A 21,906-nucleotide genomic window follows, 5' to 3' on the forward strand; every position below is an offset into this window, starting at 1 on the left:
GGCCCCGGTGGGCACTCCGCGGGCGAGGCCGGAACCGGGTGCGCGTGGTGCCCCTGGCGCCGGGGCCGGGGGCCCTACACTCTTGGGCCATGACGACCACCGACCCCCTCCAGCGCACCACGCTGGAGCTGCCCGAGGGCCCGCTGAGCGTCCTGACCGCCGGAGACCGGGGCACCCCGGTCGTGCTGCTCAGCGGCGGTGGCCTGGACAACGCGCTGCTCAGCTGGCGCCACCTGATGCCGGACCTGGCCACCGACCACCGGGTGGTGGCCCCCGACTGGCCCAAACAGGGCCGCAGCCGCCCCTGGAACGGGGTGGCCGACCACGCGTGCCTGGTCGAGGCCCTGCAGGCGGTCATGGATCATTTCGACATCGAACGCGCCCACCTGGTGGGCCTGTCCCAGGGCGGGGCGGTGGCCCTGGCCCAGGCCGCCGCACGCCCCGAGCGGGTGGAGCGGGTGGTGGCCCTCGCCCCGGGCGCGATCACCGCCTACCCACCGGGGGTGCACCAGCTGCTGTGGGTGAGCGCGCGCAGCCGCCTGCTCAACACCACGCTGCCCACCCTGCTGGCGCGCGACCGCTCCCGGGTGGCCGCCATGGCCCGCCGGGGCCTGTTCGCCGGGCCGGTCGCCGACTTCGACGAGGTGGTGGAGGAGATCTTCGAGGAGGCCGCCCAGAACGGTGCTGGCTCCTCCGACTGGCAGAACACCTCGGTGAACGCGTGGGGGCTGCAGGTGGACCTGCGCCCGCAGCTGGAGCACATCAAGGCGCCCACCCTGTTCCTGCAGGGTGAGCACGATGTGGCGGTGCCGCCGCGGGCCACCATCGCGGCGATGCGCCGGGTCCCGGGCGCGCGCCTGCGTATGCTGCGCGGCAACGGGCACTGGCCCAACCGCCAGTCCCCCGGTCTGGTCAACCGGTTGGTGCGCGAGTTCCTGACCGAGGGGGTGCCCGAGGCCGGCCCGGGCAGTCGCGGTGAGAGCCCGGTGTGAGGCGAGGGCCACCTGTGGCCCGGATCCGGCTCCGCGGGCGGCCCGGGGGCGGTAGCCTCGTGGTTCGTTCTGGCCCTTGTCGCAGGAGGTATGCGGTGCTCGACACCTGGACCGCGATCGACTTCGAGACCGCCAACAACGACCGCGGCAGCGCCTGCGCCGTCGGTCTGGTCCGGGTCAGCGGCGGGCGGGTGGTGGAGCGGTACAGCACCCTGATCCGCCCGCCCCGGGCGGTGGACTTCTTCAGTTTCCACAACACCGCCGTGCACGGCATCACCGCCCAGGACGTGGCCGAGGCCCCGGGGTGGGAGCGGGTGCACGCCGACATCGTCGCCTTCGCCGACGGTTCGCCGCTGGTGGCCCACAACGCCGCCTTCGACGTGGGGGTGCTGCGCCAGGCGTGCGCGCACAGCGGTATGGCCCACCCCGAGTGGGACTACGCGTGCACGCTCGCATTGTCGCGGCGTACCTGGGCCGATCTGGCCGACCACAAGCTGCCCACGGTGTGTGCCCACATCGGCCACACCTTGAGCGCCCACCACCGTGCCGATGCCGACGCCGAGGCCGCCGCCCGTGTGCTGTTGGCCGCGATGGAGCACCACGGCACGACCTCGCTGCTGGAGTTGTCGGGGGCCTCGGGTCTGCCGTTGGCCCACCTGCCCGCCGGAGCGCCGGCGCCCGCGCCCGCGGTGCGCGGCGGTGGCGGGGAGGACCGGTTCAGCCGGTGGCAGCGCCAGGCGCGCAGCCCCCTGCCGCAGGCCTCCCCCGACGCCGACCCGGACGGGCCCCTGTTCGGGCAGGTGGTCTGTATCTCCGGTGACCTGCGGGCCATGGACAAGACCGAGGCGTGGAAGCGTGTGGCCGAGGCCGGCGGGCACCCGGCCAAGAACGTGACCAAGAAGACCGGTGTGCTGGTGGCCGGGGGCAGCGACCACGGCGGTAAGAGTTCCAAGCACCGCCAGGCCGAGGACTACGCCGCCAAGGGGCAGCGGATCCGTATCGTGGACGAGGCCGCCTTCCTGTCCCTGCTGGGCCTGGACGACACCTGAGCCGCGGCGCGCACCGGCCCCTGCCCGCGCGCACGCGAAAAGGGGCGCCCCCCGGACGGGAGGCGCCCCTTCGTCGTGCTGCGGGTGATCAGTGGTTGTTGTTGGCAAAGCGCAGGATCGCCCCGTTGTCGGCGCTGGTCTGGCCGTGGTCGAGCAGTTCGGTGAAGGACGCGTGCGAGGCCACCGCCGAGCGCAGCATCAGGGCGCTGGCCGGGGCTCGGAAGACCTCCGGTTCGGGCTGGCCCAGGTCGGCGGGGTCCTTGGCCACCAGGATGGGCTGGTGCAGGCTCGCGTGCAGCTCGCTCTCGCCCTGGCGTTCGGCGCCCAGGAACAGGGTCTGTACCCGCGCCTCGGTGAGCATGTGCACGGCCTCGTCGGTGCCCTTGACCGCCTGGTCGTGGGCGAGTTTTTGCTGGTAGTCCTCGAGCGCTGCGTCGTGCTCGCCGATGATGAAGTCGCTCAGGGCCTGCTCGGCGGCCTCGTGCAGGCGGGCCTGGGCGTCGGGTCCCCCGCGCCCGCCCGGGATGTGGCGGATGGGTGTGGTCAGTTGGCGCGGGCCCAGGTTGTCGCGCAGGTAGGCGATGGCTTCTTCGTCGCCCCCGACCAGGATGATCTTGGCGTCGACCGCGCGTACGGCCTCGCGCACGTGTTCGGCGACCTTGGCGGTGTTCTCGCGCCACATCTCCTGGGCGGCGTGTTTGGCGTTGCCGCGTCCGCCCAGTCCGCCGCGCTGGCCGGGGCCTCCGCGTCCGCCCAGGCCGTCGATGTTGTGCATGGTCTCGCCCTGGGAGTCCTCTTCCAGGACGGGGCGTTCGGTGGGCCGGTCGGTGTAGCCCACGACCTTGGCGTTGACCCGGTCCAGGGCCACCAGGACGTAGGGGATGTGGCGTCCGCGGTCCACGACCAGCGGTAGCGGGTCGGGGACGGGCATCCAGGTGGCGCGGTCGCTCTGTGGCGGGATGGCCAGGGTGTGCTCGCCCAGGAGTTCGCCCCGGGAGGCGAACAGGGACTGGCCGTGGTGGCCGTAGGAGCGTGAGGAGCCGTCGCCCACGGCCTCTTCCAGCACGTCGAGGGTGGCGCGGTCGGTGCCCAGCTCGGCCAGGTGTTGGCGCAGGTGGCGCCAGCGCAGCTCGATCTCCTTGTCGGCGTCGGTGCTCTGGCGGCTGGTGTCCAGGTGTACCGAGGCCACGGGGGCGTCGGTGCTGTAGAGCGGTCGCAGAAAACCCAGGTCCATGTGCGCGCAGGGCGTGTGTTCCCCCGCCCCGCCCACCTCCTTCTTGGGGTCGGCCTACGGACATCCTCGGACACAGGGTGCGATCTGGACATAGGTGTGGTCGAGGTGAGCGCGCTCCTTGTCCAAGGATTTGCCCCCGACTGACCTGGGCCGCCGCGTGTGTGGGCGCGCGCGGGGGCGGGTGTGTGTATCGAAGTGGTGACGGAGTGCCTGTCGTGGTTCTCTTGGAGGCCACGGGGGTATTGGCTGTGGGCGGATGACCGGAAACCACCAGTTTCGGTGGTCCTCATTGCGTTCCACAAGAAACGACCCGAAACGACGAAGGACACCGATGTCCACCGAACCCCCAGCAGCACCACCCTCGCTGCTGCGCCGCTACCTCGACATCCCCCTCATCTGGAAGATGGCCGTCGCCCTGGTGTTGGGCATCGTGGCGGGGCTGGCGATCAACGCCGCCGGTGTCCAGGAGCGGGCCCTGCCCGTGCTGGAGCCGCTCGGCGAGATCTTCCTGAGCCTGCTGCAGATGCTGATCTTCCCGCTGATCATCACCACGCTGATCGTGGGGGTGACCTCGATCTCCCCGCAACGTCTGGGGCGCATCGGCGGCAAGATCTTCCTGTTCTACCTGATCACCTCGGCCTTCGCCATCGCCGTGGGTCTGGCCCTGGCGCTGGCGGTCTCCCCCGGCTCGGGGCTGCAGATGCCCGGTGAGGCCGACGAGACGGCCGAGGTGCCCTCGGTGGTCGAGACGCTGGTGGGCATCGTGCCCGCCAACCCGTTCGAGGCCCTGGTCGAGGGCAACGTGCTCGCCGTCATGTTCATGGCGCTGGTCTTCGGCCTGGCGCTGACCTACATGATGAACAGCGACGACGAGCGCGCCCAGGACCTGGGGATGTTCCTGCGCAAGGGCACCGACGCCGCCGCCGACCTGGTCTTTCGTGTGGTGCGCGGGGTTCTGGAGTACGCGCCGGTGGGTGTGTTCTCCCTGATCGCGGTGGTGCTGGCCGACACCGGGGCCGAGGCGATCGGGCCGCTGCTGCAGCTGACGGCCGTGGTCTACGGCGCGATCATCCTGATGATCGTGGTCTACGCCGTGATGTTGCTGATCTTCCGTACCCCGCTGGGTGCGTTCTTCGCCGCGGCCAAGGACCCCATGGTGACCGCGTTCGTCACCCGTTCCAGCAACGGCACCCTGCCGGTGTCCACGGCCGCGGCCAAGCGCATGGGTGTGCGCGAGGGTGTGTACGGCTTCAGCCTGCCCCTGGGCGCGACCATCAACATGGACGGCACCGCGATCTACGTGGGTGCGGCCACGGTGTTCGTGGCCAACGTCGCCGGGGAGACCCTGACCCTGGGCCAGCTGGCGACCGTGGTGCTGGTGGGTGTTCTGGCCTCCGTCGGGACCGCGGGTGTGCCCGGGGCCGGCCTGGTCATGCTGACGATGGCCACCCAGTCGGTGGGCCTGCCCATGGCCCCGGTGGCTCTGGTGGCCGGTATCGACGCGCTGCTGGACATGGCCCGCACCATGTGCAACGTGACCGGTGACCTGGTGGGTACGCGCATCGTCGCCTCCACGGAGAAGGGGATGCTGCGCGCGCCCGGTGAGGAGGACGAGGAGGATCCCGAGCGGCAACGGGTCTCCTCTCCCCCGGCCGGCACCGACCCGGGGGCCGGTGAGCCGGGGCCCTCGCGCGAGGATCCCTGACCTACCGTCTGTTCCCATGGGGCCGCCGCCCTTTTCGCCCTGGACCGGGGTGGGAAGGGCGGCGGCCTTTTTGTGCGCGGGGTGTTCAGGGGCGCAGGTCGGCGCGCACGCGTTCCAGGAAGGACAGCAGGGCCCGGTCGAAGGCCTCGGGGCGTTCGAGGTTGGGGGTGTGCCCGGCCCCGTCGATGCGGGCCACGACCGAGTCGGCGATCTTGAGGTGCATGGCCTCGGTCAGGTCGGGCGGGGTGAAGGCGTCCTGGTCGCCGACCACGAGCAGGGCGGGTGCGCTGATGTGGCGCAGCAGGCCCAGGTGGTCGGGGCGCCGGGCCCGGCCGCGCAGGGCGGCCGCGGCGCCTTGGGGCGGGGCCTGGCACATCATGGTGTGCACGCGGGCGGCGGTGTGGGCCATGGTGCGCACGTTGTCGGCGCTCATCATGCCCACGATCATCTCGTCGGCGTAGCCCTGCATGCCTTCGCGCGCCAGGCGGTCGGCCAGTTCGTGGCGGCGCTGGTGGCCCTGGGGGCTCTCCGGGCGCGGGTCGGTGGCCACCAGGGTCAGGGAGTCGATGCGGTCGGGGAAGAGGCGGTAGAGCTCCAGGGCGATCTGTCCGCCCATGGAGGTGCCCACGACGCTGGTGGCGGGGATCTGCAGGTGGTCGAGCAGGGCGCACAGGTCGCGGGCGAAGGTGTCCAGGCAGGTGGTGCCTTCCACGACGGTGCTGTGGCCGTAGCCGCGCAGGTCGGGGGCGATGGCGCGGAATCCGTGGTCGGCCAGGGTGTGGATCTGGGGGTGCCAGAGGGTGTGGTCGAAGGGGTGGCCGTGCAGCAGCAGGACGGGGTGGCCGCTGCCGTGGTCGGCATAGCGCACGTCGATGTCGCGCACGGCGGCGGTGCGCGGTTCTGGTCCCGGTTGGCGGGGGTGCGTCGTAGGTGCCACGGCCTCTGATGCTAGTGGGGGGCGTCGTCCTTCAGGATTGCGCCCCGGGGCGGGGCACGGTGTGCCTGGTGGGCGCGGTGCGCGGCCGGGCCGCAGGCGTGCCCCCGTCGGGGTGCCTGCGGCCCGTGGACCGTCTCCCGCCGTCCTCGGGAGGCGGTGTGCGCCCGGGCCCCTGTGTCGGGGCCCGGCCGGGCTCCCGCACGGGCCCGGTCCCTGGGGAAGACGCGTTCGAGGGCGGTTCGGTTCTAACGGCTCCGTGGTGTGTGCCCGCGCGGGTGCCGGTGCGGGGCCGCCATGATCACGCCGATCAGCGCGTAGGGCAGCACGAACAGGGTGAACACGGCCGGGTGGCCCAGGCCGGTGCTCAGTCCGGCGTAGGTGGCGAAGACGGCGATGGCGACCGCTTCGGTGCCCAGGCCCGCCAGTGAGGTGACGGTGGCGCGGGCGCGGCCGGTGATGGTCTGTTGCAGGCGGGCGTCGGCCACCACGGCCAGCATCTGGTAGAGGGCGAAGCCGGCGCCCAGCAGCACCCATCCGGCCCAGGTGCCCAGGTGGGCGCCGGCGGCCGCGGCCAGGGTCGCTGTGAGCAGGGCCAGGCCCAGGACGGGTCGGGGCCACAGGGCCGCGCGTGCGGCCAGCAGGCCTCCGGTGGTGACGAAGGCCCAGACCACGAGCAGCACGGCCGGGACCTGTGCGGCGGGCACGCCGGCGTCGGAGGCCAGCAGGGGGATGTACTCCTCCAGGGATTCCCAGAAGGCGGTGGCCACCACGAGCAGGATCAGGGCGTGGCGTACCGGGCGGCTGGTGCGGGCCTCGTGCAGGCCCGAGCGCAGGGTGGCGGCGTAGCCGGGTTCGGGCTCGTCGTGGGTGTGGGCGGGTGTGGTGGTGCGGTGTTCGGGCAGGGCCAGGCCGGCCAGGGCGCCGAGCAGGCACACGGCGATGCTGGCGGTGCCCACGGCCGTGTAGCCGCCCAGGGCCATGGCGGGTACGGCCAGCAGGGCGGCGGCCCCGACCGAGGCCACGCCCAGGGCGCGGGTGATGCCCATGACGCGGGCGTAGTGGTCGGCGGCGCCGCGGTGGTCCAGTTCGGTGTGGACCAGGGCCTCCAGTGCCCCGGAGGCCAGGGCACCGCCGGCGCCCCAGAGCACGAACCCGGCGGCGAAGGCCGGGTAGGAGGGCGCCAGCAGCCACAGGGCGAAGCCGGTGCCGGTCAGCAGCGGGGCCAGGGCGAGCAGGTGGCGGCGCGGGACGAGGTCGGCCAGGGCCCCGCAGGGCACGGCGAGCACGACCGCGGTCAGGGACCAGATCACGAACAGGGAGCTGATCTGGGACACCGACAGGCCGCTGCGTTCGAACAGCAGCGCGTAGACCGGGTACAGGAGCACGAACTCCTGGCACACGGCGTAGGCGTACAGGGGCCTGGTCAGGCGTGGCAGGCGCGCGTGGTGGGCGCGCCGGGCATGGGTGGTCATCGAGGTCTTTCGGGTCGGCTCCGGTCGTGGGCGGCGGTGTGGGCTCCCGGTGGGAGGCCCTCGTGCCTGCGGGGTCGACCGACCTCGGATGCGGCTCTAGCGGTGTCGTTGGTCCATGGTTCCAGGATGCCAGAGGGTGCGGGCAGGGCGCGACGGCTTTTACGCGACGACTACCGCTCCCCTGCTGGTCAGTGGTTGTGCGGGCTGATCCACAGGGCTTCGGCGGCCACGAGCCCCAGGGCTTGGTGGCGTTCGCCGTCCTGGGAGGTGTGCACGGTGATCTCCATGGAGCCGGCGAAGGCCTGGTGGCGTTGGACCCGCACGTGCATGCCGATGCCGATGTCGACCTCGGCGAGGTAGCGCAGCAGGTCGGGGTCGGTGTCGTTGACGCGCACGATGGTTCCGGCGGTGCCTTCGTCGGCCTCGGAGAGCAGCAGGGACTCGCGCTGGACGATGTCGCCCTCGCGGGTGGGGATGGGGTCCCCGTGCGGGTCGACGACGGGTTCGCCCAGGTGGGCGGCGATGCGGTCGACGAACTTGTCGGAGACCACGTGTTCGAGGATCTCGGCCTCGTCGTGGACCTCGTCCCAGGAGTAGCCGAGTTCGGCGACCAGGTAGGTCTCGAGCAGGCGGTGGCGGCGCAGGACCGACAGGGCGGCCTTGGTCCCGGCCTCGGTGAGGCTGACGGCGCCGTAGCGCTGGTGTTGGACCAGGCCGAGTTCGTTGAGTTTGCGCAGCATCCCCGAGACCGAGGAGTTGGACACCGACAGCCGTTCGGCCATGCCGGAGATGGTCACCGGGCCGGTGCCCCTCTCCTGGAGGTCGTAGATGACCTTCACGTAGTCCTCGACCGACGTGGACGGTCGTGTCGGTGCGTTGTCCATGGCCGTAACCGTACCGTGAACGCCGTGGGGGCGGCCATCTCGTGCTCGGGGGCTGTGGACGGCCGCCGCCCCGCCCTGTCGCGTGTGGACTCCCCCGCGGATGCGTGTGCCCGGTGGGCCGGTGGGGGTTGTGGTCGCTGCGGTGGTGTTCGAACGGATCGCCCTTGTGGCGCAGGGGTTGTGGGGTCGGTGCAGGTCGTGGCGTTGCCCGGTGTGCGAACTGCGGTATGATTCGAACATAAGTTCTATTTCGGCACTCCTTCCCCACGGGCCTCGCCCGTGCCGAAACCGGCACACCAGGGGAAGGGGCGGACCATGGCGCGTTCGAACGCACACGTGGACTTCGTGCATCTGAACGTGGCCTCCTCGGCCTCGCCGCGCTACGGCACCGCCGATCCCGAGGCGCTGGTGCAGCGGGCCGCCGAGCTCGGCCAGGGCCTGCTGGCCCTGACCGACCGCGACAGCGTCTCGGGCGCGGTCAAACACGTGCGCGCCTGCCAGAGGGCCGGGGTGCGCCCGGTCCTGGGCTGTGACCTGGCCGTGGCCGCGCCCGAGGGCGGACGGGTGCTGCTGCTGGCGCGCGGGCGCAGGGGCTGGGCGTGGCTGTGCCGGCTCATCACCCGCGCCCACGAGCACGAGCCCCCGGCCCTGCCGCTGCAGGAGCTGGAGCAGGCCCAGGACGTGGTCGCCCTGCTGGGCCCCGGCTCCGACGTGGGTCTGGCCCTGGCCGCGGGCCGCCCCGGTCAGGCCCAGCGCCTGTTGGAGCGCTGGCACGCACGCACCGAGACCGTGTTGGAGGCCGTGGACCACTACCTGCCCGGGCAGCGCTCCACGGCCCGCTCCCTGCTGGCCCTGGCCGAACGCACCCGCACCATGGCCGTGCTCACCAACGCCGTGCGCTACCCCGCCCAGGAGGGCGCCGAGGTCGCCCACGTGCTCGACCAGGCCCGCCGCTGGCTGCCCGGGGGCACCCCGCCCGGCCCGGCCACCGCCCAGGCCCACCTCAAGGGCGGCGCCGCCATGCTGGAGGTGGCCCAGCGCCTGGTGCAGGATCCGGCCGCCGCGCGGCGGCTGATCGCCCACACCAACGCCCTGGCCGCCTCCTGTGCCCTGGACCCCGACGCCGACCTGGGTATGGACCGCACCCATCTGCCGCGCTTCTCGGGCCCGCGCGAGCGTCTGTGGCGCTCCTGTGAGGAGGGCCTGGACCGGTTGGGTCTGGATCGGGACGAGCAGGCGCGCCACCGGCTCGCCGAGGAGCTGGGCATCATCGAGCACAAGGGGCTGTCGGCCTACTTCCTGACCGTGGCCGAGGCCGCCGACCGTATCCGCGACAAGGGCATCCGCTGCTCCATCCGGGGTTCGGGCACCGGCAGCCTGGTCAACCACCTGCTGGGCATCTCGGCGGTCAACCCCCTCGACCACGGGCTGCTCATGGAACGGTTCCTGACGCTGAGCCGCAAGGGCCTGCCCGACGTGGACCTGGACGTGGAGTCGGCGCGCCGTCTGGAGGCCTACGACGCGGTCTTCGCGGCCTATCCCGACACCGCGTGTGTGTCGATGATGGAGACCTACCGGGCCCGCAGCGCCATCCGCGACGTGGGTGCGGCCATGGGGGTGCCCCCGCACGAGATCGACCGCCTGGCCAAGGCCTTCCCGCACGTGCGGGCGCGGCGGATCCGTTCGGCCGCCCAGGACCTGCCCGAGTTGCGGGGGCTGGACGGGTCGGGGGTCAGCGCCGAGACCGCCCACACCCTCTTCCGGCTGGCCGAACACCTGGACGGGCTCCCCCGGCACACGGCCATGCACCCGTGCGGGCTGGTGGTCTCCGACTCGACCCTGGCCGAGCGCACGCCCCTGCTGCCCAGCCGTGCGGGCTATCCCATGGTCGCCTTCGACAAGGACGACGTGGAGGAGATGGGCCTGATCAAACTGGACGTGATCGGGGTGCGCATGCAGTCGGCCATGGCCACCGCCCGCGAGGAGATCGAACGCACCACCGGCAGCGCCCCGGACCTGGAGGACCTGCCCCAGGACCCGCACGTGTACGAGATGGTGGCCTCCTCCAACACCCTGGGCTGTTTCCAGGTGGAATCGCCCGGCCAGCGCGAGCTGGTCAGCCGTCTGCGCCCGGCCGGCATGGAGGACCTGATCGTGGACATCTCCCTGTTCCGGCCCGGGCCGGTGGGCAGCGACATGATCGGCCCCTACCTGGACGCGCGTGACGGCAAGGCGCCGCCGCGGGCGCCGGCGCCGATCCTGTCGCAGGTGCTCGCCGAGACCGGCGGGGTGGTGGTCTTCCACGAGCAGGTGTTGAAGGTGCTGCACACCATGACCGCGTGCGGGCTGGACCGGGCCGAGGCGATGCGTCGCTCCCTGAGCAGCGAGGAGGGGCGTGAACAGGTGCGCGAGGCCTTCACCGCTATGGCTGCCGACTGCGGGCACGACGAGGCCACCGTCGCGGAGGTCTGGCGGGTGCTGTCCTCGTTCGGTTCGTTCGGGTTCTGCAAGGCCCACGCCGCGGCGTTCGCGTTGCCCACGTACCAGTCGGCCTGGCTCAAGCGCCACCATCCGGCCGCCTTCTACGCGGGGGTGCTCACCCACGACCCGGGCATGTACCCGCGCCGGGCGGTGGTCGACGACGCCCGCCGTTTCGGGGTCGCGGTGCTGGGGGTGGACGTGAACCGTTCCGGGCAGCAGTGGCGGGTCGAGCTGACCGAGTCGGGTGTGTGGGGTGTGCGGGCCTGCCTGGAGGACGTGCGGGCCTTGAGCGGTGCGGAGGTCGAGCGGGTCCTGGCCGAGCGGCCCTTCCACTCGCTGCCCGATGCGGCCGCGCGGGCGCGCCTGTCGCGTGAGGCGTTGGACAACCTGGTGCGGGTGGGGGCCTTCGATGCGCTGTACGGGGTCGGTGAGCAGGCGGGGGCTGTGCACCGGCGTGAGTTGTTGTTGCAGGTCAGTGCGTTGGATCGGGCCGGGCGCACGCGTGTGGGTGCGGGGCAGTCGGCGTTGGAGGTGACCGGGTCGGCCCCGCAGGCGCACCTGCCGCCGATGAGCGCCGAGGAGCGTACCGGGGCCGAGTTGCAGGTGCTGGGTTATGAGGTCGAACGCCACCTGTTGCAGGGACACGCGGAGGTGTTGGCCGCGCTGGCCGCCGACCACGGGCTGGTGCGCGCCCGCGATCTGCACCTGGTTCCGACGGGCCGCCAGGTGCTGGTGGCGGGGGTGAAGGTGGCGACCCAGACCCCGGCGGTGCGTTCGGGTCAGCGCATCATCTTCACGACCGTGGACGATGCCACCGGTCTGGTGGATCTGACCTTCTTCGAGTCGGTGCAGGAGCGGTGCGCGGCCACGGTCTTCGGTGCGTGGTTGTTGGTGGCGCGGGGTCGGGTGCGCCGTGCGGGGTCGGGGATGGCCACGGTCACCGCCACGCACGCTCTGGACCTGGTGGAGCTGGGCCGGGCTTGGCAGGAGGGCGGACGTGCGGGGTTGGCGGGGGCGGTGCATGCGGCCCCGGGTGTTGGCGGGCCCGGTGTGGGCGGGGGTCGTGTGCGGTACGTGACGGGGATGACGGTCTCGCCGTATGCGGATCTGCGTTCGGACCCGGTGCCCTCGCGCGGGCTCTGGCACGCCAGCCCGGGCAGTTCGGGCGGGTGAGCCCGGGTCGGGGGTGGTCAGCGGGCGGTCAGGGGTACGGCGGCCTTGAGCAGCATCTCCTCGTACTCGGCCTGGGGGTCGGAGTCGAGCACGATCGCCCCGCCGGCGCCGACGGTGTATCGGCCGCCTGCGCGTACGGCGGTGCGGATGACGATGTTGAGGTCGGCGGCGCCGGTGTCGGCGATGTAGCCCAGGGCGCCGGAGTAGACGCCGCGGGCCGAGGACTCCAGGCGGTCGATGATCTCCATGGTGCGTTGTTTGGGGGCGCCGGTCATCGATCCGCCGGGGAAGCAGGCGCGTACGGCGTCCAGGGCGTCGACGTCGGGGCGCAGGTGTGCGCGCACGGTCGAGACGAGTTGGTGGACGCTGGCGTAGGACTCGGTGTACATGAACGCGGGCACTTGGACGCTGCCGGTGCGGGCGACCCGGCCCAGGTCGTTGCGTAGCAGGTCGACGATCATGAGGTTCTCGGCGCGGGTCTTGGCGTCGGTGGCCAGGGCGCGGGCGGCGCGGGTGTCTTCGTCGGGGTCGCTGTGGCGGGGGGCGGTGCCCTTGATGGGGCGGGATTCGGCGGTGCCGTCGGGGTCCACGCGCAGGAAGCGTTCGGGTGAGCAGCTCAGGACGGTGAGGCCGTCCAGGCGCAGCAGGGCGGCGTAGGGGGCGGGGTTGGCGCGGCGCAGGCGGCGGTAGAGCTCGAGGTCGCCGGTGTCGTCGTCGGGCAGGTGCAGGCGGTCGGTCAGGCAGATCTCGTAGCTCTCGCCCTGGGTGAGTTGGGCCAGGCATTCCTTGACGTCGGTGAGGTAGCCGGCGTGGTCGCGTTCGAGCAGGTCGGCGGGGTCGGGTCGGTCGGTTGTGGGTGGGGTGGGGGCGGGCAGGGGTTGCAGGTCGGTCAGGGCTCGGCGGGTGTGTTCGAGCCATTGGTGGGCGTGGGGGCCGTGGTCGTTGCTGACGAGGTAGGTGCGCCGGTGGTGGTGGTCCACGGCCACGAAGCGGTCGCAGCGCATCCATACGGCGTCGGGGGTGGGGGCGGTGTGGGCGGCGCGGCCTCCGCAGTGGGCCTTGAGTTCGTAGCCGAAGTAGCCGACGTGGCCGCCGGTGAAGTCGAAGGGCAGGTCGGGGCTGGTGGGGGCGGGGGTGCGGCGGCGTTGCAGGGCGGTGAAGATGTCGCCGTTCTCGTGGTGGCCGCTGCCGTCGGGCGTGCGGATGTGCACGTTGTTCTGGTCGACGTGGTGGGTGAGGACCTCTCCGGTGGCCGCGCCGAGGAAGGAAAAACGTGCGGGGCCCTGGGGCAGGGAGCTGTCGAGCCAGAAGGCGGGGACGGTGGTGCCGTAGAGGCGGTCGAAGGCGGCCTCGGTGTCGGTTTCCCAGGGCAGGACCTCGACCAGGGGTGCGGGCCGGGTGGGGGTGGTTGCGTTCGGGGTTTGGGGGGCCGGTTCGGGGGCGGGGGTGTGTGCGGCGCCGGTGGTGCGGGGGCGGGCCAGGGCGGCGAAGTTGGTGATCAGGGCGTGGCCGCTCTGGCTGGCCACGGACTCGGGGTGGAACTGCACGCCCCAGCGGGGCAGGTCGCGGTGGGCCAGGCCCATCAGGACGCCGTCCTCGGCCCGGGCGGTGGCCTGCAGGGTGTGGGGCAGGGGTTCGGCCACGGCCAGGGAGTGGTAGCGCACGGCGGTGAAGTCCTGGGGCAGGTGCGCGAACAGGTCGGTGTTGTTGTGGTGCACGCGGGTGAGGTGGCCGTGCAGGGGGCGGGGTGCGGCGCTCACGTGGGCGCCGGCCAGGTGGGCGATGGCCTGGTGGCCCAGGCACACGCCCAGGACGGGCAGGGCGGTGGTGGCCAGCAGGTCGGGTACCCGGCCCAGGTCGCGGGGGTGTTGGGGGCGTCCGGGGCCGGGTGAGAGCACCAGGGCGTCGTAGGCGGACGGGTCGAGGCGGTCCCAGGCGGGGTCGTCGTTGGTCACCACGGTGGGCCGCTCGCCGGTGACCGCGGCCACCAGGTGCGCCAGGTTGTAGGTGTAACTGTCGTGGTTGTCCACGAGGAGAACGCGCATGCTCGCCCCTTTTTTTCCGCTCTGCGGTATTCCAGGGTAGGGCGCTGCGGTGGGCTCCGGTGCGGGCCGGGGCGGGGCAGGCGTTCGTCCACAGGTGGCAGAGCGCCTCTGGTGCCCGGGCCCGGGCGGGGGTAGAACTACGTTGAGGGCTCTTTCGGGGCCCGGTGCGCCGTAGCGGATGGAGAGCGTGGGTGATCTCATGGCCGCGATCCTGGTCCTGTTCATGCTGGCCATGGGTGTGTTCGTGGCCGTGACGGTCTCCGCGGCCGCCCACGCGGCCACGCCGCGCCCGTGGCACCGCGGTCCGCGCGGGCCCTTCTCCCGGTTGGCGGGCCCCGAGGGCGAGCGGGAGGTGCCTGCGGGCATGGATCCGGCCCTGGCCGAGCTGCGGATGCGTTATGCGCGCGGTGAGATCGGGCGTGAGGAGTTCCTGCAGCGCAAGATCGACCTGGAGTGAGCCCGGCCCGCACGCTTGTGGTGGGGTCCCCCGAGTCTCATTCCCACATGAGGCGGTGGGCGGTGGCCACCTCCACCGGATCGCTGCCCAGGTGGGCCAGCCACACCTGCTGTCCGTGCCCGCGGCGGGTGTAGAGCACCTCGCCGTCGCTGACCCAGCGGCACCAGGCCCGTTCGAAGGCGCGGGCGCCCTGGCGGTTGCGTCCCAGCAGGGCAGGTACGGCGTGGTGCACGGTGGTGACCGGTGTGCGTGCTCCCAGGGCGGCGCGCCAGGTGCGGGCGCGGTGTGCGGCCCGGTGGGGTGGGGTGGGCAGCACGTGGCGGGCGACGATGTAGCGGGGGTGTTCCACCAGCGGGGCCAGGACCTCTTCCAGGCCTTGGGTGAAGTGCTCGGCGGCCTGTCCTCCGGCCCCGGTCAGGGTGAAGCGGTAGATGCCGTCGGTGTCGCAGTGCACCCGTACCCCTTGGGCGCCGATGGGTGCGTGCCCGGCCCCGTGCAGGGCATCGGCGACGGCTGCGGCGTAGCGGGCCGTTTCGACCGGGAGCGCGGCCTGGGCCAGTACCCGGGTGGTGTGGCGGTGGCGGCGGCGCAGTACCAGGGCCCCGGCCGCGGCCGCACACACCGCGGCTGCGGTGAACCAGCCCGGTGCGGTCCATCCCGCGAGGAGGAACAGCACGGCCAGGGCGGCCAGGATCCCGGTGGCGGGGGTCAGTAGCTGCGGGGCGCCGGCGGTGGCGCGTGCGCCGGAGGGTGTGGTCACCGCTTCCGGTGGGACCGGTGCGGGCAGGTCCTGGCCCGCGCCGGCCGTGGTGGAGGGCGGGCGCCGGTGCTGGCGTACGCGCAGGGTCGGCAGGAGGGTGTCGTGGTAGGGGGCGCCCACGTTCCAGCGTTGGCGTGTGCGGTGGCGTTGGCCGGCGCGGGTGAGCATGCGGGCGTTGAGGGCGTCGGTGTCGGTGGGCGGGTTGTAGGGCGAGAGGGAGGCGTCGATGTGGGCGATGCCGCTCATGATCTGTCCGTCCTGGTCCACCCCGAGGTAGCCGTCGTGTTTGCGTACGAACCGGTCCCAGTCGGCGTGCCCGCGCGGGTGGTCGTGGTCCAGGCACACGACCGTCCAGGTGTGGGCGCACTTGTCGGGCCAGTTCGGGTCCAGGCGCAGGGCGCGTCCGCGGCTCTGCACGACGGCGGTGGCGGTGGTGGCGGTGGTCAGGTCCACGACGGTGTTGACGCCGCGGGCGTCCCAGCCTTCCCCGAGCAGGGCGCGGGTGCCCACGAGTACGTGGCTGTGTCCCTGTTCCAGGAACCGTGTCAGGGTGGCGGTCCAGGTGCGTGAGGTCCAGGCTCCCTCGATCACGTGCAGGCCCTGGTCGGGGCGGGCGCTGAGCTGCAGTCCGGGGTGTTCGGCCCGGGCGAAGGCGAGCAGGTCGGCTGCGGTGTCGGGGCCGCAGGCCACGGTGCGTCCGGTCACCAGCAGCGGGTGCAGGTCGCGGGTGCGCGGGTCGGTGGCCAGTAGTTGTACCTGTAGGCGGGCCGAGCCGGAGTCGGGGGCGAGCACCTCGCGCAGGGCCGCGGGCAGGCGGGAGCCGGCGCTCTCGTGGTCGCACAGGACCAGGGCGCGCAGTCGCTCGCCCAGGTGGGCGTGTTCGGCGGCCAGGATCTCGACGGTGGCGTGGGACTTGGCGTCGCTGCGGGCCAGGACGCGGTCCACGGGTGAGGCGCCCCGGCGTACGCCGTTGCGGGTCAGGTGGTGGCCCACGGCGGGCAGGGCGGTGCGGATGCGTTCGAGGGCATCCTGGTCGTGGTCGGGGTCCAGGCCGGTGCGGGCGTAGGCGCCGATCAGGGCGGTCCAGTCCTGGTCGGTGGGTGGGCGGCGGTGGTGTTCGAGGGTGCGGGCGCCTTGGGGCAGGGCGCACAGTCCGGCGTGGTGCAGGCGTAGGACGGCCTGGGCCAGGTCAGGGGTGGAGGTGGCCACGTGGGACCAGTCCAGGTGGCCGCCGGAGTCGGTGGGGCGGTGCACGAAGCGGGCGTCGATCCAGGCCAGGAAGTCGGTGGTGGCGAAACCCGGGCGGAGCAGGTCGGTGCACAGTTCGGTGAAACGGGTGCCCTGTTCGGCGAGGTACTGGTGTTCGGCGGTGGTGGGGCGGGTGAACCAGGCCAGTTCGGCGAAGGGGGCCAGGTACCCCTGCCGGACGAGGGCGGGTACGGAGGCGCCGACGACGGGGGTGCCGAAGAGGCGGTCGACCAGGTCCTTCTCGGTGCTGGTCAGTGTGGTGGCGGGGGTTCCGGTCAGGCCGATGACGCGGGCGTCGGGAAGGTCGGTGAGGATCTCGTCGATCAGGCGTCCCCAGACCTGGAGCAGGTGGTGGCACTCGTCCAGGAGCAGGGTGAGGGGGCCGGCCTGCTGCAGGGCCCGCACGAGGGCGCGGCCGTTGGGGTGCAGGCGGTCGCGTACGGGGGTGGTGGAGCGGCCCTCGGCGTCGGTCTCGGCCTCGGGGTCGAAGACGGCCAGGGACTGGTAGGTCAGGACGGTGACGTCGTGGTCCAGGCCGGGTCCGGTGCCGGCCGTGGCGGGGGTGGCGTCGGGGTGTTGGAAGGAGCGCCAGTGGGAGATCCACTGGTTCTGGACGGCGGTGTTGGGCACCAGGACGACGGTGCGCCGTCCCAGGCGGCGTGCGGCTTCCAGGCCCACGAGGGTCTTGCCGGACCCGGGCGGCAGGACGATCCAGGTGCGGTGGTGTCCGCTCTGCCAGAGCTGCTCGACCTGCTGCAGGGCCTGTTCCTGGTAGGGGCGCAGCGCGTGGGGCCAGTGTGCGGTGTGCATCGCTTCCATCGGTCTCTCTCCCGGGCGGCGGCGGTGCCCTTCCCCGCCTCGGTGGGACGGGGAAGGGCACCGTGTCCGCGCTCCATTAGACCGGTTCGAGATGCAGGTCCGGCCCGGGTGCCGCCGTTCGTGTGAGGGACGGCGGCACCCGGGCCGGTGGGTGTGCGGTGGTGCGGGGCCGGGTCAGCCCTGCATCTCCTCCAGGGTCTTGCCCTTGGTCTCGGCCACGAACTTCCACACGAACAGCAGCGAGAGCAGCGCGAAGGCGGCGTAGACCATGTACGTGGCGCTCAGGTTCCAGTCGCTCAGGGACGGGAAGCTGACGGTGACCGCCCAGTTGGCCAGCCACTGGGTGGCGGTGGCCACGCCCATGGCGGCGGCGCGGATGCGCAGCGGGAACATCTCCCCCAGCAGCACCCACACGACCACACCCCAGGACAGGGCGAAGAAGAGCACGAAGGAGCTGGCGGCGATCAGCGCGACCACGCCCCAGACCTCGGGCAGGGCGACCTCTTCGCCCTGGACGACCGCGTTGGAGAAGGCCAGCGCGGCGGTGGCCAGGGCCACGGTCATGCCGGCCGAGCCGATGAGCAGCAGGGGCTTGCGGCCGATGCGGTCCACGAGCAGGATCGCGATGACGGTACCGACGATGTTGACGATGGAGGTGAACAGGCTCAGCAGCAGCGAGCTGCCCTCGTCGATGCCCACCGACTGCCACAGCGAGCTGGAGTAGTAGAAGATGACGTTGATGCCGACCAGCTGCTGGAAGGCGGAGACGCCCATGCCGATCCACACGATGGGCAGCAGCCCGTAGCGGCCGGCCAGGTCGCGCAGCTTGGGGCGGACCTCCGAGCCCAGAGCGCGGCGGATCTCGGTGATGCGCCCCTCGACGGAGTCGGGCCCCTCGATGCGGGTCAGGACCGCGCGGGCCCGGTCGGTGTGGCCCACGCGCACCAGGTGGCGGGGCGATTCGGGGATGCAGAAGCTCAGCGCGATGTAGAGCGCGGCCGGGACGACCTCGATGCCCAGCATCCACTGCCAGGCCTGGACGGGGCCGAGCATGTTCGCGGCGCTGCCGTCGGCGGCCTGGGCGATGGCGTAGTTGACCAGTTGGGAGGCGGCGATGCCCAGCACGATCGCGAGCTGCTGCAGGGAGGCCAGGCGTCCGCGGTAGGCGGCCGGGGAGACTTCGGCGATGTAGGTCGGTGCGATGACCGAGGCCAGGCCGATGGCCACGCCGCCCAGGATGCGCCAGGCGGTCAGGTCCCAGATGCCGAAGGGCAGGGCCGAGCCGATGGCGCTGACGACGAAGAGCACGCCGGCGATGCGCATGACGGGCAGGCGGCCCAGGCGGTCGGCGAGCTGTCCGGTCAGGGCCGCGCCCAGGACACAGCCCAGCAGGGCCGAGGCGACGGTGAAGCCGAGTGTTCCGGGGCCCACGTCGAAGCGGCCCTGGATGGCGTCGACGGCGCCGTTGATGACGGAGCTGTCGTAGCCGAACAGGAAGCCGCCCATCGCGGCGGCGGCCGCGATCAGGGTGACGTGGGTCAGGCTTGCCCCTCCGGCGCCGGGGCGCGCGGCCCGGGACGCGTCGGTCGAGCTCATGGTGGTTTCCTTCCCCCAGGGGGTGCCCGGTGCCCGTGGGGGGTCGGGTCAGAAGATCCGGGCTGTGTGTGCGTACGTTCGGGCGGCCGGCACGGTTTCGGACATCGATGAGGTCCGGGGGTATACCGGCTGCGCAGGACCTTACTACTAATACTTGACGTAAGTCACCCCGGAGGGCGCATCAAATCACCATAACCCGGATGAGGTGGGGCGGAACCCGCAGGAACCCGCCCGTGGCTCGACCGGTCCGAGTCAGGCGGGCTGCGTCGGACGGTCGGGACGGAAGGGCTCCAGGTCCAGGCCGGTCTCCCGGTCCAGGGCCAGTTGCGCGGCGACCCTGCCCTGGAAGGGGCCGAAGGTCAGCCCCTGGGAGTCCAGGCCGGTGGCGACCACGACCCCGGGCACGGCCTCGATGCGCCCCAGGAGCTGGTGGCCGTCGTGGGTGGCCGGGCGGAAGCCGACACGGGCCTGGGCCAGGGTGGCCTCCTGCAGGCCGGGCATGGTCTCCAGTGCGGTGGTGAGCAGTTGGGAGAGTTCGCCGGCGGTGGCGCGGTAGGTGAAGCCGGCCTCGGGGCGGCGCGTTCCGGAGGTGGAGATGCGGTCGGGGGCGAAGGCCACGGCGTGGAAGTCGTGCTCGCCGAAGCGCACACCGGGCCAGCTGCCGGTGCGCTGTCCGGGCAGGGCGAAGTGCGCCATCTGTCCGCGTACCGGGAAGAGCGGGAGTTGGACCCCGGTGGGGGCGAGCAGGGCGGCCGACCAGGCGCCCGCGGCCACGATCGTGACCGGGGCGCGCACTGCCTCCTCGCCCACACGTACCCCGCTCACGCGGTCGCCCTCCCACATCAGGTGGGCCTGGCCCGTGCGCAGGTGCAGGCCGCGTTCCTGTGCGGCCTCGATGAGTGCGTGGCGGGCCAGGGCGCCGTCGAGGCGGGCCCCGCCCTCGATGAACACGCCCCGGTCGCGCTCGGGCAGCAGCGGGAAGAGCTCGCGCGGGGTTCCCGGGTCCAGGCGTTCCACCCGTCCCATGGTCTGGAAGCCCTCGCGGCGGGAGAGGGAGTCCATGAGCTCGAACCCGGAGTCGGCGCCCTCGGCGTCCACCGACAGGGCGCCGGTGACCTCGTATCCGGGTGGGTGGCCGTCCTCGTCGAGTTCGGCCATCAGGCGGGGCAGGTGGGCGGCTGCGGCGAGCTTGAACGCCCAGTCGGCGGGGGTGTCCCAGGGGAAGGGCCAGGGGTGGATCACCCCGGTTCCGGCCGGGGTGGCGGCCCCGGTGTGGGAGGAGGACACCAGCATGGTGGAGGCGCCCTGGGTGGTCAGGTGGTGGGCGGCACTGGCGCCCACGATGCCGCCGCCGACAACGATCACGTCCATGGGCCTGGGCATGCCCCGGCGGGAGGTCGCGAACACGTGGCTCGGGCGGGCGCAGGGTCCCGGTTCGGGCCGGTACCCGGCCCGGTGCGCTGGGTGTGTGCATCGGACAGTGGGCTCCCCCGGCCCCGGGTCCGAGCGCGTGGGGGGCTGCTTCACCCCGGCGGCGGCCCAGGGGCGCCCTTACACGAGACGGGTGGCGCGCCGAACGGTGTCTTGTGTCGGTACCGAACAGCAGGTGCGCGGGGGCCGGTGTCCGAGCGTGGTCGGGTTCTGCTTCACCCCCGACGGGCGGGTGGTGCGGGTGTGCCGTGGGCACCTGTGCGGCGCGGCCGCGCGGTACCTTTGGCGACCGAACGTGCGCAGCGCATGGCGTTGCGTGATCCCACCCTCGCCCGGAGGTCACCCCACGTGGACGGTTTCACCTACCAGGGGACCGCGCTGACGCGCCGCCCCTCCCCCGAACTGGACCGGGGCATCCGCACCCATCTGGAGTACGAGCCCGTGGACCCGGTGCTGGCCGCGCGCCAGTACATCGTCTACCAGGAGGCGCTGGCCTCCGCGGGGTGGCGGGTGCGCGAGGTCGAGGCTGACCCGGGCCGGCCCGACTCGGTGTTCGTGGAGGACACCCTGGTGGTGTGCGAGGACCTGGCCGTGCTCACGCGCCCGGGTGGGGCCGGCCGGCGCGAGGAGGTGCGCGGCGCGGAGAAGGCCGTGCGTGAGCTGGGCCTGCGCGTGGGTCGTATCGAGGCGCCGGGGCACCTGGAGGGCGGTGACGTGCTCCAGGTCGGCACCACGGTGTACGTGGGTCTCGGTGGGCGCACCGACGCCGAGGGCGCCGACCAGTTGGGCCGGTTGCTGGCTCCGTTGGGGCGCACGGTGCACACGGTGGAGCTGGGTCAGGTACTGCACCTGAAGTCGGCGGTGACCGCGCTGGCGGACGGCACGCTGGTGGGCCTGCCCGACCTGGTCGAGACCGGTGCGCTTGGCCCGGTGCGGCCGGTGGCCGAGGAGGCGGGCGCGCACGTGCTGCCCCTGGGCGGGCGCGAGGTGCTGGTCAGCGCGGCCGCCCGCGAGACGGTGCACCGGTTGACGGCCGACCACTGGCGGGTGGTGCCGGTGGACATCTCCGAGTTCGAGAAGCTCGAGGGGTGCGTGACGTGCCTGAGCGTGCTGGTGCCCGACCCGGCCCGGTGAGCCTCTGCCCGCAGCAGAAACACGAACCCTGCGGCGGCCCGGGGCGTCGGTTCCGGTGGAGTGTTCGCCGAAACGAGGGAGGAACCCCATGCTCGTACGCAGCCAGACCCTGACCGACCAGGTGGACTACGCCTACGCGGCGGTGGCTCAGGGGCCCGCCCAGGTGGTGTGGACCGCCGGCGCCTGCCCGTTGGACACCGAGGGCAACACGGTCGCCGTGGGCGACGTCGCCGGCCAGGCCGTCCAGGTCATGGACAACCTGGCCACCGCTCTGGGTGAGGCCGGTGCGGGGTTGAGCGATGTCGTCAAGACCACGGTGTACGTGGCCAGTTCGAGCCAGGAAGACCTGGTGGCGGCCTGGGAGGTCGTGCGCGGGCGCATGGGAGAGCACGACGCCCCCAGCACCCTGCTGGGTGTGGCGGTGTTGGGTTATGACGACCAGCTCGTGGAGGTCGAGGCCGTGGCGGTGCTGCCGGGGGCCTGACCCGG

General features: G+C 72.6%; 15 protein-coding genes. 7 read left to right on the forward strand and 8 right to left on the reverse strand.

Features of this window, described 5'->3' with window-relative positions:
• Window positions 1–89: 89 nt before the first annotated feature.
• Window positions 90–992, forward strand: a complete 903-nt coding sequence (locus IDM40_RS12330) for an alpha/beta fold hydrolase (RefSeq protein WP_193122114.1) — start codon at window positions 90–92, stop codon at window positions 990–992.
• A 95-nt stretch (window positions 993–1,087) separates the two neighbouring features.
• Window positions 1,088–2,041: an exonuclease domain-containing protein gene (locus tag IDM40_RS12335; RefSeq protein ID WP_193122115.1), complete on the forward strand. Its 954-nt coding sequence runs from the start codon at window positions 1,088–1,090 to the stop codon at window positions 2,039–2,041.
• A gap of 88 nt (window positions 2,042–2,129) precedes the next feature.
• Here the strand turns inward: IDM40_RS12335 and IDM40_RS12340 are convergent, their stop codons facing one another.
• On the reverse strand, window positions 2,130–3,275 hold the full coding sequence (locus IDM40_RS12340) for a baeRF2 domain-containing protein (RefSeq protein ID WP_193122116.1): 1,146 nt from the start codon (window positions 3,273–3,275) through the stop codon (window positions 2,130–2,132).
• 331 nt (window positions 3,276–3,606) lie between these two features.
• Here IDM40_RS12340 and IDM40_RS12345 point away from each other — a divergent pair, with 331 nt between their 5' ends.
• Window positions 3,607–4,980: a dicarboxylate/amino acid:cation symporter gene (locus tag IDM40_RS12345; protein WP_193122117.1), complete on the forward strand. Its 1,374-nt coding sequence runs from the start codon at window positions 3,607–3,609 to the stop codon at window positions 4,978–4,980.
• Window positions 4,981–5,065: 85 nt separating this feature from the next.
• Here IDM40_RS12345 and IDM40_RS12350 read toward each other — a convergent pair whose 3' ends face one another.
• From IDM40_RS12350 to IDM40_RS12360, 3 genes are all read right to left on the reverse strand, one after another.
• Complete coding sequence (locus IDM40_RS12350) at window positions 5,066–5,917, reverse strand: alpha/beta fold hydrolase (protein WP_328807005.1); 852 nt, start codon at window positions 5,915–5,917, stop codon at window positions 5,066–5,068.
• A 245-nt stretch (window positions 5,918–6,162) separates the two neighbouring features.
• Window positions 6,163–7,389, reverse strand: a complete 1,227-nt coding sequence (locus IDM40_RS12355) for an MFS transporter (RefSeq protein ID WP_193122118.1) — start codon at window positions 7,387–7,389, stop codon at window positions 6,163–6,165.
• Between the two features lie 188 nt (window positions 7,390–7,577).
• Window positions 7,578–8,273 (reverse strand): metal-dependent transcriptional regulator, encoded by a 696-nt coding sequence (locus IDM40_RS12360; RefSeq protein ID WP_193122119.1) that lies wholly within the window; start codon window positions 8,271–8,273, stop codon window positions 7,578–7,580.
• A 315-nt stretch (window positions 8,274–8,588) separates the two neighbouring features.
• Here IDM40_RS12360 and IDM40_RS12365 point away from each other — a divergent pair, with 315 nt between their 5' ends.
• Window positions 8,589–11,927 (forward strand): DNA polymerase III subunit alpha, encoded by a 3,339-nt coding sequence (locus IDM40_RS12365; RefSeq protein WP_193122120.1) that lies wholly within the window; start codon window positions 8,589–8,591, stop codon window positions 11,925–11,927.
• Between the two features lie 17 nt (window positions 11,928–11,944).
• On the opposite strand, the gene pabB is transcribed toward IDM40_RS12365, so the two are convergent.
• Complete coding sequence (gene pabB, locus IDM40_RS12370) at window positions 11,945–13,972, reverse strand: aminodeoxychorismate synthase component I (RefSeq protein WP_193122121.1); 2,028 nt, start codon at window positions 13,970–13,972, stop codon at window positions 11,945–11,947.
• Window positions 13,973–14,150: 178 nt separating this feature from the next.
• Here pabB and IDM40_RS12375 point away from each other — a divergent pair, with 178 nt between their 5' ends.
• On the forward strand, window positions 14,151–14,429 hold the full coding sequence (locus IDM40_RS12375) for an SHOCT domain-containing protein (RefSeq protein ID WP_193122122.1): 279 nt from the start codon (window positions 14,151–14,153) through the stop codon (window positions 14,427–14,429).
• A gap of 37 nt (window positions 14,430–14,466) precedes the next feature.
• Here the strand turns inward: IDM40_RS12375 and IDM40_RS12380 are convergent, their stop codons facing one another.
• From IDM40_RS12380 to IDM40_RS12390, 3 genes are all read right to left on the reverse strand, one after another.
• Window positions 14,467–17,256: a DEAD/DEAH box helicase family protein gene (locus IDM40_RS12380; protein WP_193122123.1), complete on the reverse strand. Its 2,790-nt coding sequence runs from the start codon at window positions 17,254–17,256 to the stop codon at window positions 14,467–14,469.
• Between the two features lie 174 nt (window positions 17,257–17,430).
• Window positions 17,431–18,852 carry a sugar porter family MFS transporter gene (locus IDM40_RS12385; protein WP_193122124.1) on the reverse strand — a complete coding sequence of 474 codons (1,422 nt, stop codon included), beginning with the start codon at window positions 18,850–18,852 and terminating at the stop codon, window positions 17,431–17,433.
• Between the two features lie 252 nt (window positions 18,853–19,104).
• Window positions 19,105–20,223 (reverse strand): NAD(P)/FAD-dependent oxidoreductase, encoded by a 1,119-nt coding sequence (locus IDM40_RS12390; protein ID WP_193122125.1) that lies wholly within the window; start codon window positions 20,221–20,223, stop codon window positions 19,105–19,107.
• 408 nt (window positions 20,224–20,631) lie between these two features.
• Between IDM40_RS12390 and ddaH the strand changes: the two genes are divergently transcribed.
• Both ddaH and IDM40_RS12400 read left to right on the forward strand, forming a co-directional pair.
• Window positions 20,632–21,417 carry a dimethylargininase gene (gene ddaH / locus IDM40_RS12395; protein WP_193122206.1) on the forward strand — a complete coding sequence of 262 codons (786 nt, stop codon included), beginning with the start codon at window positions 20,632–20,634 and terminating at the stop codon, window positions 21,415–21,417.
• An 88-nt stretch (window positions 21,418–21,505) separates the two neighbouring features.
• The gene (locus tag IDM40_RS12400) at window positions 21,506–21,901 is read left to right on the forward strand and encodes a RidA family protein (RefSeq protein WP_193122126.1); all 396 of its coding nucleotides are present in this window, start codon (window positions 21,506–21,508) and stop codon (window positions 21,899–21,901) included.
• The last annotated feature ends 5 nt before the right edge of the window (window positions 21,902–21,906 follow it).

The organism is Nocardiopsis coralli (assembly GCF_014892575.1).
Classification (GTDB): Bacteria; Actinomycetota; Actinomycetes; order Streptosporangiales; family Streptosporangiaceae; genus Nocardiopsis; species Nocardiopsis coralli.